Consider the following 13865-nt stretch of genomic DNA (forward strand, 5'->3'; position numbering starts at 1 on the left):
GAAAGCACTTCGATACAACCTTCTCGGGATTCTCCTCCATGCCGCAACAATCCACCCGTCTCACCCCGCTCGCCCGTACCGTGCGTCAATTGCTCCTGGGGGCCAGCTTGAGTTTCGTCGCACTGCCTTGCGTACAGGCAGCAGATGCCAAGCCCTATCACATCGCGCCGTCGTCACTGGAAAATGCCCTCAATCAATTCGGACGCGAGGCCGGGGTGTTGATTTCCTTCAGCCCACAGACGACCGCAGGCCTGCAGAGTCGCGGCCTGGAAGGCAGCTACAGCCCAGAGCAAGGGCTGAGCGCGCTGCTCGAAGGCACAGGCCTGCAAGCCCGCCCCGAGGGTGACAACGCCTTTAGCCTGCAACCGGCCGCCAGCACCACACTGGACATCGGCACCACCACCGTGGTCGGTGACTGGCTCGGCGATGCCGCGCAAACCAACGTCTTCGAACACCCTGGCGCCCGCGACGTGATCCGTCGTGAAACGTTCGAACGCCAGGGCGCGACCCAGGCCCGGGATGTGCTCAATCGCATTCCCGGCGTCAACGCACCGGAAAACAACGGCACCGGCAGCCATGACATGGCGCTGAACTTCGGTATCCGCGGGCTCAATCCACGCCTGGCCTCACGTTCCACGGTGCTGATGGACGGCATCCCGGTGCCTTTCGCACCTTACGGCCAACCGCAGCTATCGTTCGCGCCGGTCAGTATGGGCAACATGGACGCGGTGGATGTCGTGCGCGGGGGCGGCGCGGTGCGCTACGGTCCGCAAAACGTCGGCGGCGTGGTCAACTTCGTGACCCGGGCGATTCCCAACGCGCCGACGGTAAAGGGCGGCTTCCAGACCGAGACCAGCCCGTCTTCCAGCCACGACGGCTTCAAGACCTCCGCCAACCTGCTGGCCGGCGGCACCGCCGACAACGGCCTTGGTGGTGCCCTGTTGTACTCCGGCACCCGCGGCGGCGACTGGCGCGAACACAGCGATACACAAATCGACGACTTGATCCTCAAGGGCAACTACCAACTGGACGAGGCCAACAGCTTTAATGCCATGGCCCAATACTACGAAGGCGAGGCCGACATGCCCGGCGGCCTGAATGTGGCCGACTACGACGCCAACCCGTATCAGTCCACCCGTCCGAACGACCGCTTCTGGGGCCGTCGCACCCTGGTCAATTTCGGCTACCGCTACCAACAGGATCGACGCGAATTCACCGCCAGCACGTTTTTCACCAAGACTTTGCGCAGCGGCTACCTGGACCAGGGCTCCTTCCTGTCCCTGTCGCCTCGCGAATATTGGGTACGCGGCCTGGAAACCCGTTTTGCCCAAGGTTTCGACCTCGGGCCGACCAGCCACGAGGTCGGCGTCGGCTATCGCTACATCAACGAGGCCGGCCATGAACTGCGTTATCGCACACCGATCGCCAGCAACGAATTGCCGACAACCTCCAGCCGAAACGACCGCGATACACGGGGTGGAACCGAAGCCAATGCAATTTTTATCGATGATCGGATCGATATTGGCAAATGGACGATCACGCCCGGTATTCGTTACGAAATGATCGAATCGCAGCAGACAAACAATTTGACCAACGTGAAATACCAGGGCGACTACAACACCGCCCTGCCAGCATTGAATGTGCTGTACCACCTGAGCGATGAATGGAATCTGTATGCCAATACCGAAGGTTCATTCGGCAGTGTGCAGTACAGCCAGATGCCCAACCGTGTGAGCAGCGGTGAAGTGAAACCGGAGAAGGCCCGTACCTGGGAACTTGGAACCCGCTACGACAATGGCAACCTGCGGGCGGAGATCGGTGCGTTCCTGATCAACTTCGACAACCAGTACGAAAGCAACCAAACCAACGATTCGGTGATTGCCCGGGGCGAAACCCGCCACCAGGGCATCGAAACCAGCATCAACTACGCCCTCGACGGCCTGAGTCCGGCGCTGGCCGGTTTTGACGTATATGCCACGTATGCCTTCGTCGATGCCACCATTCGGGAAGACGGACCGAACAAAGGCAACCGCGTGCCGTTCTCTTCCAAGCACAAAGGCACACTGGGCGTGGGTTACACGGACGGGCCGTGGAAATTGAACCTGGACAGCACCTATCAGAGCGCGCAGTTTGCCGACAATGCCAATACCCGCGCCGAAAGCGCCGACGGCAGTACCGGCAATATCCCTGGCTATATGCTGTTCAGCAGCCGCGCCGCCTATGATTTCGGCCCCCAACTGTCGGACCTGAACGTGGCGGTGGGAGTGAAGAACATCTTCAATACCCAATATTTCACCCGCTCGTTCGACGATAACAACCGGGGCAAATACGTAGGGGAACCGCGCACGCTGTATGTGCAGACGTCCATGGCGTTCTGATCAGGGGCTGTGATGGATCGCTGAAACAAGACGGGCCTGCGATCGCAGGCCCGTCTGTTCGGTGGGTAATTTTAAATGATCGGGCTCAGCCGTTGAGGGCAGCCCGTTCGTTCTCCAGGAATTCTTCTTCCAGCATCGCATCGGCCAAGGCCACCGACTCGGTCGGTTTCTCAACGGTGGCGCGTTTAACGCGAAGTTTGCCGAACAGATGCTCCAGGGCATGTTCAAGCTTGGTGGCCGCCCCTTCGATGGCCAATTCCAGCGTATCGGCCTTGTGTGTCACCGAGATCGGTTGCAGGCCCTTTGGCCGTGCTTCCAGCTGACAACGCAAGTCATGGGGACCGGGCTTGTCGCCGTTCTCGTCCCGCAAATGGACCTCGACCCGTGTCAGGTCTTCTTCATAACGTTCGAGCGTGCTTTCGATGGTAGTACGTACCCACTCCTCCAGTCGGATGCTGCTTTGAATATGGTTATCGCTGTTGACTTGGATTTGCATAGTTCATCCCTTATTTCGGCTAGCTCGCCAGGGGCCAATCGACGGTAGCGCGACGACCCCTTGAATACAGAGTCGGGCTGGCGACAGAACAATTCAACCCCTTCGAAAAGATAAATATTCATATGCAAATAAAGCCGGACAACGGACAAAAGCGCTGTTAATGTCGGGAGTTGCCTCGCCTTGCTTACCCCACGAAAATTCTGCGCTCACCCTGCACCGTCAGCGACCATTCGCCCATTCCTGCACAGAAACGGGCAGCCCCCCGGGCCGCAGGCCAGGGCCTTCAGCGCCTAGGCGCCGTGATCATTGTCCGACAGTTTTTCCGGCATGCCCCTTGCTACCTCTGGGTAGGAGCTGCTGCAGGCTGCGATCGTTCGATCCAACACCTGCATGGCCCTGGATGAAGCACGATCATGGAATGGCCGGTGGTCCGGTATCGCGAACTAATCCCGATCACGGCCGGTCAACAACTGCACGTTCAATCAGGCGGTGACGCATCATGGACAACCCTTTTCAGCTCATTACCGACGCTTTTGCGCCGCACTATCAAATCAATCTGAGCATCCAGGGCCTGGACGGCAGCATCATGCTGACCCTCTCCAAGGCCGGACGCATCGTCGCCAAACGTATGATCAGCGCCCAGCAACGCAATGACCCGGAACGCCTGCGGCGCCTGGTCCAGAGCATTCAGTTCGGCATCGCCATCGAGCAGGGCCATAGCGCCGTGGCGATCCTCGAAGCCATGACCGGCGGTGACAACATCAAGCTGCCACCACCGCAGACGCAGGGTGCGACATCCGCCCCTGCGGGCCTCTAGATCTCGCCCTTCTCCACTTCGGCATGCTCGCTGGAACCCGCGCCAACCTTGCGGTGCGGGTGCTCGATTTTCACCGAAGGAAACTGCGACGAGGCGAAACGCACCACCAGGATCGCGAACGCCAGCAGCAAGATGCCACCGCACAGGTAGATGATGCCCAGGTCTGGCGGGCTGTGATGGGAGACGTTGGAAATCAACAAGCGCGTCAGCGCCGTGATCGCCACGTAGATCAGAAACCGCACCGGCATGTGGTTGGTCTTGAAGTAGATCCCGACCATCGCCCCCAATTCCAGATAGATGAACAACAGCAGGATGTCATCGATCTTGATGTGCCCCTGCTCGAGCATCTGCAAAAACTCCATCACCGCCGCCCACGCGGTCACCGCGCCAATGGCAAACAGTGCCAGGTAGTGGAACGTCTCGACGAACAGATTGCCCAGGGATTCGGCCAACTGATGTACGTTCTGGCGCAGGTTCTCGGCCCAGTTGATTTTCACGATGTAGTTTCCTTAGGTCGACTCGACCGGATGATGCGGGTTGGACGTGACGGTTATTCTGCATGCAGAAAAAAGGCCAGCGGCTGAAGGTGAGATGGCAATGGGCCGCAATCGGACACTTTTGTGCGACTGGCCCTGTTGCGAGCAGGCTCGCTCCCACACCAGCGCTGCCTCGCGACAAATGAGGAAACCGGTCTACATTAAAAAGCCACTATCCAAAGGGAAGGGATTCGCTTATCCTTTTGGCTGTATATAAATACAGTAGTCACAAAGATAACCAATGTGAAGGCATGTGAGGTGGTGAATGGCCGTCGAAGTGGTATACCGCAGCAGCCGAGATCTGGAGCGCTTGTTCATGGATAAAGCCGAAGCTGACCGTCATGACAAAATGCTGGAACTCGCCGAATTGCTGGCCGAAGTGTTGCAAAAAGCCGTTCCCTCGCTGAGCGAGCAACAGGTGGAAGAAGCCGGTATCTACATGGCGAAGAATCGCGATGTGTTCGCCAAGGCGTTCAAGAGTCAGCCGGATGCCTTGTCCGAACTGCTCAATGCCCCTGCTGAATAGGCCTTAAAAAGATCGCAGCCTTCGGCGGCGCCTACATGGAATACACCTGTAGGCGCTGCCGAAGGCTGCGATCTTTTTTATCGGTACAACAAGCGCTCTGCCAATTCATCGGCCACCCTGGCCGGTGAGCGTTTTTCTGCCTGGGCGTGGGCAAAGACTTCCGTAAGCCGGGCGCCGATTTTCGACAGGTGCGCGGTGATGGTTGCCAACTCCTCACCTCGATGCTTCAAGGCGACATAGATCAGGCCACCGGAGTTGATCACATAATCCGGCGCATAGAGGATCCCGCGCCGTTCCAATTGATCGGCCACCTGCAGGTTGCTCAACTGGTTATGGGCCGACCCGGCAACCGCCGAGCAGCGCAGTTGCGCCACGCTCTGGCTATTGAGCACCCCGCCCAGGCCGCAGGGAGCGAGGATGTCGCACGGGGTACTGAGCAGGGCGTCGTTGGCGATCGGATGCGCGCCCAGTTGCTCCATCGCCAGTTGAACCTTGCCGGGATCAATGTCGCTGACCAACAGTTCGGCGCCTGCGGCGTGCAACTGTTCGGCCAGGGCAAAACCGACATTACCCAGGCCCTGGATCGCCACCCGCAGGCTTTCCAGGTTATCGCTGCCCAGGCGGGCCATGGCCGTGGCACGGATGCCGGCGAATACCCCCATCGCCGCGTGGGGCGCAGGGTCTCCCGACGCTGTGGTGCTGGTCACATGACGGGTCTGTTGGGCGATGCAGTCCATGTCCGCCACCGAGGTGCCGCTGTCGATGGCGGTGATATAGCGCCCATCCAGCTGCTCGATGCAGCGCCCAAATGCCTCAAACAGCGCAGCGCGGCTTTCGACATGGGCCGGGCGCATGATCACTGCCGCGCCGCCGCCCACCGGCAAGCCGGCCAATGCGGCCTTGTAGCTCATGCCCTGGGCCAGGCGCACGGCGTCGACCACGGCACTTTCATCGTCGGGGTAGGACAGATAACGACATCCACCCAGAGCAGGCCCGGGACGGCTGCAATGAATGGCAATCACCGCCTTCAACCCGGTGGCCGGGTCTACGCTCAGGTGCAGCGATTCAAGGCGGGAGCTTTGCATGAGAGCAAACATCGACAGGCTCCCGAATCACTTTTGTTTGTTCCGCCAGTATAGGCGTGCGCTCAAAATTTGCTGGAGCGCGCCGGAATAAGTCGCCACGGCGGCCAGTCTTTTGGGCATAACCTGATGCCTTCGCCGGACGAGACTGGACGAAAGCCCGCAGCAGAGCTAAAAACGAGGCATAGTCCGGAGACTGTGATGAAACCGCGCCAAGCCTTTTTTGATTGCCTGCACCGCTCCCCACCGGCGCTGTTCGAAGCGGCGTTGTGGATTGCTGCCGAACATGATCGCGAAGTGGACGTACCGGCCTTGCTGAAGGATTTCAAGGATCTGCAACAGCGTGTCAGCCATGACCTGCCGATGCTGCCCGTCAGCGAACTGGGCCAACCCTTGCTGCGACGCCTCAATGACCTTGGATTCGCCCAGGACGATTTCACCCCCCTGCGCCCACGGGCCGCGTTGCTCGACAAGGTGCTGACGCGTAAACGTGGACAGCCCCTGGCCCTCGGCCTGATCGCCCTGGAGCTGGCTCGTGGCCTGGAAATTCCGATGGTCGGTGTCAATTTCCCCGGTCACTTCCTGTTGCGGGTCCCCGGTGCCGATCATCTGCTCGACCCGTGTGGCGGGCGCCGGCTGTATCCCAACGACTGTCGGGAACTGCTGCAACGCCAATACGGCGCCAACATGCCCCTCAAAGCCGAGCACCTGGTCAGTGCCGAGCCCATGCAGATGCTCCAGCGCCTGTCGCGCAATCTTCGCCAATTGCATCTGACGAACGACGACTACATTGCGGCGCTGATCGACGCCGAACGGGTACTTGAACTGGGCAACGCCAGCGCCGCCGATTACCTGGCCCGCGCCAGCCTGTACCAGCGGCTCGACTGTCCCAACGCTGAACGTTTCGACCTGGAACATGCACTGATGCTCAGTGACGATCCAATCCAGCGAATCCGGCTGACGGAACGGCTGGGGCATCTGCCGCCCAATTCCATTGTGCATTGAGCGGGTGTGGCGATGGTTACCACACACCCTGTGGGAGCGAGCCTGCTCGCGATGAGGCAAGCCGCTTCACCATCGTCGTATCTGATCCACCGCCATCGCGAGCAGGCTCGCTCCCACAGGGGAATCAAGGTGTATCGGGCTGATTTGCCGGATGCGCCTGTTGAAACGCTGGATGCGCGGCCGCCAACGCCGCAACGCGACGGATCCGTGGATACGCCTCCAGGGAGGCATTGAACCGTTCGGCCGCGTACAACTGCGGGATCAGGTACACGTCCGCGACCCCAGGTGTCGTACCAAAGCAGTAGCCATCATCCCCGATCAACTGCTCCACTGCTGCCAGTCCCTGGCCGATCCAATGCCCAATCCACTGTGCCACCTGCGTTTCATCGTGGCCCCACTGCCGCAGTTGGTTGAGCACGCTGACGTTGTGCAACGGATGAATGTCGCAACCGATCAGCGCCGCCACCCCCCGCTCCCGGGCGCGAAGCGCCAGGTCGGCGCTGAGTAGCGGCACCTGTGGATAACATTCCTCCAGGTATTCGATGATGGCGGGTGACTGCACCAGCAACACGCCTTCGTCGGTACGCAGCGCCGGAACCCGGCCCTGAGGGTTGATCGCCAGGTAGGCCGGCTGACGATGCTCGCCTCCCGGCGGAGCGATCAGGTTGACCGGCAGGGCCTGGTAATCCAGGCCCTTGAGGGCCAGGGCGATGCGCACTCGATAGGACGAAGTGGAACGGTAGTAAGTGTAGAGTTCCATGCCCAGTTCCCTCACCGCGCCGGCAGGATCTTGCCCCGGCATTCGCCGAAGCCGATGGATGCAAAGCCCTCGCGACCGCAACGGGCCCGCAGGATGATTTCGTCACCGTCTTCCAGGAATTTGCGCACTTCGCCAGAGGCCAGTTCGATTGGCTTTTTACCGCCCTCGGTAATCTCCAGCAGGCTGCCGAACTGACCACTTTCAGGCCCCGACAAGGTGCCCGAACCGAACAGGTCACCGGCCTGCAACTGGCAACCATTGACGCTGTGGTGGGCGACCATCTGCGCCACGGTCCAGTACATGTACTGGGTGTTGCTCAATGTCAGGCGATGGGCCGGCAGGTTCTGCTCGCGCATGGCTTCGGTCAGCAGCAGGACTTCCAGCTCGATGTCAAAGGCCCCACCGGCCTGGTCACGCTTATCCAGCAGGTACGGCAATGGCTGTGGATCACCTGCCGGACGCGCCGGTTGCGGGCGGCGGAAGGGTTCGAGGGCTTCGGCCGTCACCACCCATGGCGAGATACTGGTCAGGAAGCTTTTGGACAGAAAGGGCCCCAGCGGCTGGTATTCCCAGGCCTGGATATCCCGGGCCGACCAATCGTTGAGCAGGCAGAAGCCGCCGATGTGCTCGGCGGCATCGCCGATGGCGATGGCTTCACCCAGTGCATTGCCCTTGCCGATCCAGATGCCCAGTTCCAGTTCATAGTCCAGCCGCGCGCACGGGCCAAAGGTCGGCTCGGTCTGGCCGGCGGGCAGCGTCTGGCCCTTGGGCCGGCGCACGTCGGTGCCGGACGGGCGAATGGTCGAGGCACGCCCGTGATAACCAATGGGCACGTACTTGTAGTTGGGCAACAGCGGATTGTCGGGACGGAACAACTTGCCGACGTTTTGCGCGTGTTCGATCCCCACGTAGAAGTCGGTGTAGTCGTTGATTTTCGCCGGCAGGTGCATCTGGCAGTCAGCGGCGAGAACCAGCAGCTTCGAGCCCTGGGCTTCGATCTTGCCCCGCAACGGGCTGTCTTCGCGCAGCAGGTCCAGCAGCCGTTCGCGCAAGGCCACCCGAGCATCGCGCCCGAGCTCAAAAAATGCATTCAACTGGCCGCCACTCATGGCTTCCACAGCGGCGCGCGCGGCGCCGTCAAACAGGCCCGCCTGCAGCGCGGCCTGCAAATCGAAAATACGCTCGCCGATGGCCACGCCGCTACGAGGGCTGTCGCCTTGAACGCTGAAAACGCCCAACGGCAGGTTTTGCAGGGGGAAGTCGGCATGGCCGTTGGCGCAGGCAACCCAACTACGGGTAGGGGAAACGTGAGTCATGGGTTATCTCCGGGTCGGGTCGAAAGTGACCGGCAGCGAGGCCCAGCAGGCGTCGTAGTCAGTTTGCAATTGTGGGCAATCCAGGGCGAAACGGCTCGGGCGCAGCACTTGGCTGGTCTCGAACATGAAGGCCATGGTGTTGTCGATTTTCACCGGTTCAAGCGCGGCATCGATGGCCCTGGTGCAGGTTTCGCCGTCCGGGCCATGGGCACTCATGCAACTGTGCAAGGAGGCACCGCCCGGCAGGAAACCTTCGGCCTTGGCATCATAGGCGCCCTGGATCAACCCCATGAATTCGTTCATCAGATTGCGGTGAAACCACGGCGGACGAAAGGTGTTTTCAGCGACCATCCAGCGCGGCGGGAAGATCACGAAGTCGAGATTGGCCAGCCCATGGACACTGGTGGGTGACGTCAGCACGGTGAAAATCGAGGGGTCCGGATGGTCGAAACTGACCGTGCCGATTGTGTTGAAACGGCGCAGGTCATACTTGTATGGCACGTTGTTGCCATGCCAAGCCACCACATCAAAGGGCGAATGATCCAGCTCGCAACCCCACAACTCACCGAGGAATTTCTGCACCAACGCAGTCGGTCGGGCGAGGTTTTCGTAATGAGCGACCGGCGCCAGAAAATCCCGTGGGTTGGCCAAGCCATTGCTGCCGATCGGCCCAAGGTCCGGCAGGCGCAACGGCGCACCATGGTTTTCGGCGATATAGCCGCGGGCTTGTGGATCAAGCAGCTCGACGCGAAATTTCAGGCCCCGGGGAATCACGGCGATTTCCAGCGGTGCCAGTTCCAGCAGGCCCAGTTCGGTGACGATGCGCAGCCGTCCCAGTTGCGGCACGATCAACCATTCCCCGTCGGCATTGAAAAACACCCGCTCCATGGAACGGTTGGCGCGGTAATGGTAGAGGCTGATGCCGGCCGGTTTGTCCGAGCCGGCATTGGCCGCCATGCGCACCAGCCCATCGATGAAATCGGTCGGTTCAACGGGAATATCCAACGGGTTCCAGCGCAGGCGATTGGGCGTGACCTCACCCAGAGGACCACCCGCTATCTGATGTTCAAGCTTGGCGAAGGCCGGATGATTGGCAGACGGCCGGATGCGATACATCCAGGTCCGCCGCGCTTCGCTGCGAACCATGGTGAAGGCCGTGCCGGAGAATAATTCGGCATAGAGACCATAAGGGGCTTTTTGCGGGGAGTTCTGGCCAACGGGCAAGGCGCCGGGCAGCGCCTCGCTGGCAAATTCATTGCCAAAGCCTGACTGATAAGCCAGGTCCGACACTGTGGAATCGAGGGTCATGGAGCCTCCTGAACACAGGACTGGGTACGACCTCGTCGTTCCACGAAGAAACGTCAGGCGCACAGGTTATTTTTATCGTAATTCAATTACGCATAACGTAATTTGCTCGACAGCGACCGTCAAGCTATAAAGACGCCCATTCGCCTCTGGACTCCGCGCCTCCATGGAAACCCCGCTCAGCAACGGTAAACAGAAAGTCCGCTCGGCCGAAGTCGGCACCGACATCCTCAAGGCCCTGGCCGAGCTGTCGCCCTCCACATCGCTGTCGCGCCTGGCCGAACACGTGCAAATGCCGGCAAGCAAGGTTCATCGATACCTGCAGGCCTTGATCGCCAGCGGTTTCGCTGAACAGAACACCTCCACCAACCACTACGGCCTCGGGCGCGAAGCCTTGCGCGTGGGCCTGGCGGCGTTGAACGGCATGGACGTGTTGCAAGTGGCGGCCTTGCCCTTGGCCGAACTGCGCGATGACCTGAACGAAACCTGTTTCCTGGCGGTGTGGGGCAATCACGGCGCCACCGTCGTTCGGATCGAACCCGCCATACGGGCAGTCACCGTGGTGACGCAACTGGGGTCGGTATTGCCGCTGCTCAGCTCGTCCACGGGGCTGGTGTTCAGCGCTTATCTGCCAGCGCGCGAGACGATCGGCCTGCGCGAGCAGGAAGTGAGCGCCTCCACCGCCCATGCCCTGGCCGACGACAAGGCCTATGCGGCTCTGTGTCAGCAGATTCGCAGTCGTGGCCTGCACCATGTGCATGGCTTGCTGATGCCCGGCGTGGATGCCCTGTCAGCCCCGGTATTCAATGCCGTCGGCCAGGTGACGGCGGTGATGACCATTGTCGGCCCGACCTCCCTGTTTCATGCCGACGAGAACGGCCCGGCGGCGCAACGACTGCTGGCGGCGACCCGGGCCGTGAGTTGGCGGATGGGGTATGAGGCGGGGGCAGGATCAGATCAGCAAATCCGGGACAATCCTGATCACTGACTTATTGCCGTGAGCAATGGCAGGCTGGGCAGGCCGGTATCGTCTTGCACCTGCGAATTCCTTATCTCATCACACCCATGACTTTAGCCTTGGCGACCGCCTGCGTGCGCCGCTGGACGCCTAACTTGCTGTGTATCCGGCGCGAATGGGTTTTTACCGTGTGCAAGGATATGAACAAACGTTCGGCAATCTGCTGATTTGAATAACCCTGCGCAATGAGCTCCAGCACTTCCAGTTCCCGATGACTTAACAACGTGTCTTCGACTGCCACTGCCGACTGCTCGATGTGCTCAGCCGATTGCGCCCAGCCCAACAGATCGGGCTGGCGCGCGCGTAACTCGCACAAGGCTTGTTCAGCCCGCCAACAGGCCACTCGCTTGAGACCCTCTTGCACGAGCGAACGTGCCTGGGAACGATCAGCGGACAGCCAGACAACTTCAGCCAGCGCCAGATACAGTTCGGTCTCCAGGCCATGCATTTCACCGTGCTGTGCCCGGGCGATCATTGCCTTGAGTTGCGCTTGCGGGTCTTGCGCGCGATGCAGATAAACCTCGGTCAGCACCAGCAAGTACTCAAGCCGAGGGATCAACTCAAGGGTCGCAGGTGGGGCATGCTTGGCCTGCGGTCCGCGAAAGTGACGCAAGACTCGGGTCAGGGCCTCGTGGGCCAGTTCCGGGCGCCCCTGTTGCAGCCAGAACTGGCAACTGGTTTGCAACAGCACGCCACGGTACACCGTGTCGGGGATGTGCCGCTGTTGCATGATCCGCTCGGCATCGCGCAGTTGCAGGAACGCCTCGCCATAGTCGCCGCCATTGGCCGCCAGGGTGGCCTTGCCGAGAAAACCATAAAGCACTTGTTTGTCCTGGCAATGCAGGCCCGTTTCCAGGCCCGCCTGGAACTGCTCGGCAGCCCGCTCGGCCAACCCCATGCGCAAAGCCAGACGGCCACGGCGTAGGGCAATACGTCCCAGCAAGGCAGAAAAGTCCTGGCCCGGCTTATCGAGCAACGCCTGAACTGCGCTCAACAGATGGTCGGCCCGGTGAGGGGCGCCGCGTTGCTCCAGGACCTGGGCGTGATCCAGTTCCAGCAAGCCCTCGAAGACCAAGGAGCCTTGGGCACGCGCCAGGCACAGTGCCTGGCGGTTGATCCATTGCGCAGAGGCCAGTTCCCCCTTGAGCAGCGCCTGCTGTGTCAGCCCCAACTGGCACAGCAGGCGCAAGGCCCAGGCCTCTGGGTCCAGACTCGCCTGGGCTTGAAGCAAGTGCTCGCGGGACGGCTCACCATCGCCCGAAAGGTGCAGCAGCCAGCCCTGCAGAACCTGCCACCGGGCCAGCAGTTGTCGCTGCAGGCAGGCCGAAGGTTGCGGCATGAACCTGGCCAGTTGTTCGATGCACGCCGATGCCTGATCGAAGCGCCCGGCGAACAGCAACGCAGCCGTGACCAACCCCACCGATTGCGGCGTGCCGAGTGTCAGCGCTTCACCTTGTTGATCATGCAGCTTGAGCAGCAGCGTCACGTTGCTGCGCTGCAATACGTGTTCAAAATTCAAATGCTGCAGGAAACTGACGGCAGCCTCGAACTCTTGCGCTTGCATGGCCTGCTCGAATGCCATTTGCCAATCCTGCTCGGCGGCAAACCACTGGCAAGCCCGCCGATGCCAGGAGCGTCCCTGCGGCCAGGGCTCGTCACGCACCAGTCGGGCCAGAGCCGGAAAAATCTGCAACCAGTCCGAAGATTGCTCCCACGGCTCGATGAAACAGCCCAGGTCCAGCAACAAGGGCAGGCATTCGGCACCCACCGTGTCGCCAAACAGATGCTCGCAGAGCCGGGCATTGAAGCGAGGCAGATGCGCCAACACTCGCCAGGCCTGCGCCAGATCCGGGGTCAGCGTACTGAACAACTCATATTCAAGGTAGTCATGCAGGGTCCCGGGCCGCCCCGGCGACGCGTGGCTGCGCGCCCATTCACAACGTTCAAGCAGGGCGATGCGCACCCCGGCGCACCAACCGCCGCTGCGCTGTATCACCTCGCGCGCGGTGCGAGCGCCCTGGGGGCTGGGCAGATGTTTGAGCAACTGCTGGACATCGTCATGGGTGAAGACCAGCGCCTGCGCATCGAACTCATGCAGTTCATCATCAAGCAACAGGCGCGGCCAGTTGCAATGAGGACGGCGGCGACCATTCAACCAAAGGTGAAGCGCCGGACTGCTGATGCTCAACAGACGATCGAGAAACTGGTCCAGTTCGGGATTGGATACCCGACAATAATCATCCAGGAACAGCCAGGTCGGCGCTTGCAAGCCCGCCAGGTGCGCCAACAGCCCGCCTTCATCCAGCAGCGGCAGCCCGAGGGTCTGCGCCAGACGCTCGCACATTTGCGCCGCGTCCAACGTCGCGCCCCCAAGCGGCAACCAATGCAACCGGCAACCGGCGGGGGCCTGCAGGAAACACTCAGCGAACAACGCACTCTTGCCACTGCCCGCCGGTGCGCAAAGCAGTTTTACCCGCGCCTCGGAGGCCAGCAAGGGCTCGCTCAAGGACCTGCGCGGCACATGGGTCGAAGACAGGCGGGGCCGCAATCCAGGACGGTCCGGACACGGGGTCATGGCGGTCATGTGCGAAGTCCTGTTTATTATTGTTTCATCACCCTAGCCCTG

12 protein-coding genes are annotated in these 13865 nt (G+C 61.0%); 5 read left to right on the top strand and 7 right to left on the bottom strand.

All coding sequences use genetic code 11. The features are described from left to right. Positions 1–38: 38 nt before the first annotated feature. Positions 39–2378: a TonB-dependent Fe(3+) dicitrate receptor FecA gene (fecA, locus tag BMY45_RS02200; protein ID WP_092393941.1), complete on the top strand. Its 2340-nt coding sequence runs from the start codon at positions 39–41 to the stop codon at positions 2376–2378. An 85-nt stretch (positions 2379–2463) separates the two neighbouring features. Here the strand turns inward: fecA and BMY45_RS02205 are convergent, their stop codons facing one another. Continuing rightward, positions 2464–2874 (bottom strand): HPF/RaiA family ribosome-associated protein, encoded by a 411-nt coding sequence (locus BMY45_RS02205; protein WP_092393945.1) that lies wholly within the window; start codon positions 2872–2874, stop codon positions 2464–2466. Positions 2875–3373: 499 nt separating this feature from the next. Here BMY45_RS02205 and BMY45_RS02210 point away from each other — a divergent pair, with 499 nt between their 5' ends. Next, positions 3374–3691 carry a DUF3509 domain-containing protein gene (locus BMY45_RS02210; RefSeq protein WP_092393948.1) on the top strand — a complete coding sequence of 106 codons (318 nt, stop codon included), beginning with the start codon at positions 3374–3376 and terminating at the stop codon, positions 3689–3691. Here BMY45_RS02210 and BMY45_RS02215 read toward each other — a convergent pair. Next, entirely contained in the window at positions 3688–4188 is a 501-nt protein-coding gene (locus BMY45_RS02215) for a phosphate-starvation-inducible protein PsiE (protein ID WP_092393951.1), read from the bottom strand. The two genes, BMY45_RS02210 and BMY45_RS02215, sit on opposite strands and share 4 nt — an antisense overlap. Before the next feature lie 304 nt (positions 4189–4492). On the opposite strand from BMY45_RS02215, the gene BMY45_RS02220 reads away from it, so the two are divergent. Next, entirely contained in the window at positions 4493–4753 is a 261-nt protein-coding gene (locus tag BMY45_RS02220; RefSeq protein ID WP_012722374.1) for a YebG family protein, read from the top strand. Positions 4754–4830: 77 nt separating this feature from the next. On the opposite strand, the gene BMY45_RS02225 is transcribed toward BMY45_RS02220, so the two are convergent. Then, positions 4831–5850 (bottom strand): Glu/Leu/Phe/Val dehydrogenase family protein, encoded by a 1020-nt coding sequence (locus BMY45_RS02225; RefSeq protein WP_092393954.1) that lies wholly within the window; start codon positions 5848–5850, stop codon positions 4831–4833. A 186-nt stretch (positions 5851–6036) separates the two neighbouring features. Here BMY45_RS02225 and BMY45_RS02230 point away from each other — a divergent pair, with 186 nt between their 5' ends. Continuing rightward, the gene (locus BMY45_RS02230) at positions 6037–6840 is read left to right on the top strand and encodes a SirB1 family protein (RefSeq protein WP_092393957.1); all 804 of its coding nucleotides are present in this window, start codon (positions 6037–6039) and stop codon (positions 6838–6840) included. A 124-nt stretch (positions 6841–6964) separates the two neighbouring features. On the opposite strand, the gene maiA is transcribed toward BMY45_RS02230, so the two are convergent. Genes maiA through hmgA form a run of 3 tightly spaced genes read right to left on the bottom strand, consistent with a single transcriptional unit; the run spans position 6965 to position 10224 of the window. Next, entirely contained in the window at positions 6965–7600 is a 636-nt protein-coding gene (gene maiA, locus BMY45_RS02235; RefSeq protein ID WP_092393960.1) for a maleylacetoacetate isomerase, read from the bottom strand. 11 nt (positions 7601–7611) lie between these two features. Beyond that, complete coding sequence (gene fahA / locus BMY45_RS02240; RefSeq protein WP_092393963.1) at positions 7612–8916, bottom strand: fumarylacetoacetase; 1305 nt, start codon at positions 8914–8916, stop codon at positions 7612–7614. Positions 8917–8919: 3 nt separating this feature from the next. Next, positions 8920–10224: a homogentisate 1,2-dioxygenase gene (gene hmgA, locus BMY45_RS02245; RefSeq protein WP_092393966.1), complete on the bottom strand. Its 1305-nt coding sequence runs from the start codon at positions 10222–10224 to the stop codon at positions 8920–8922. A 163-nt stretch (positions 10225–10387) separates the two neighbouring features. On the opposite strand from hmgA, the gene BMY45_RS02250 reads away from it, so the two are divergent. Then, on the top strand, positions 10388–11209 hold the full coding sequence (locus BMY45_RS02250; protein ID WP_092393969.1) for an IclR family transcriptional regulator: 822 nt from the start codon (positions 10388–10390) through the stop codon (positions 11207–11209). A 61-nt stretch (positions 11210–11270) separates the two neighbouring features. On the opposite strand, the gene BMY45_RS02255 is transcribed toward BMY45_RS02250, so the two are convergent. Further along, complete coding sequence (locus tag BMY45_RS02255) at positions 11271–13823, bottom strand: helix-turn-helix transcriptional regulator (RefSeq protein WP_092393972.1); 2553 nt, start codon at positions 13821–13823, stop codon at positions 11271–11273. Positions 13824–13865: the final 42 nt, after the last annotated feature.

Source organism: Pseudomonas sp. NFACC39-1 (assembly GCF_900110355.1).
Lineage (GTDB): Bacteria > Pseudomonadota > Gammaproteobacteria > Pseudomonadales > Pseudomonadaceae > Aquipseudomonas > Aquipseudomonas tehranensis.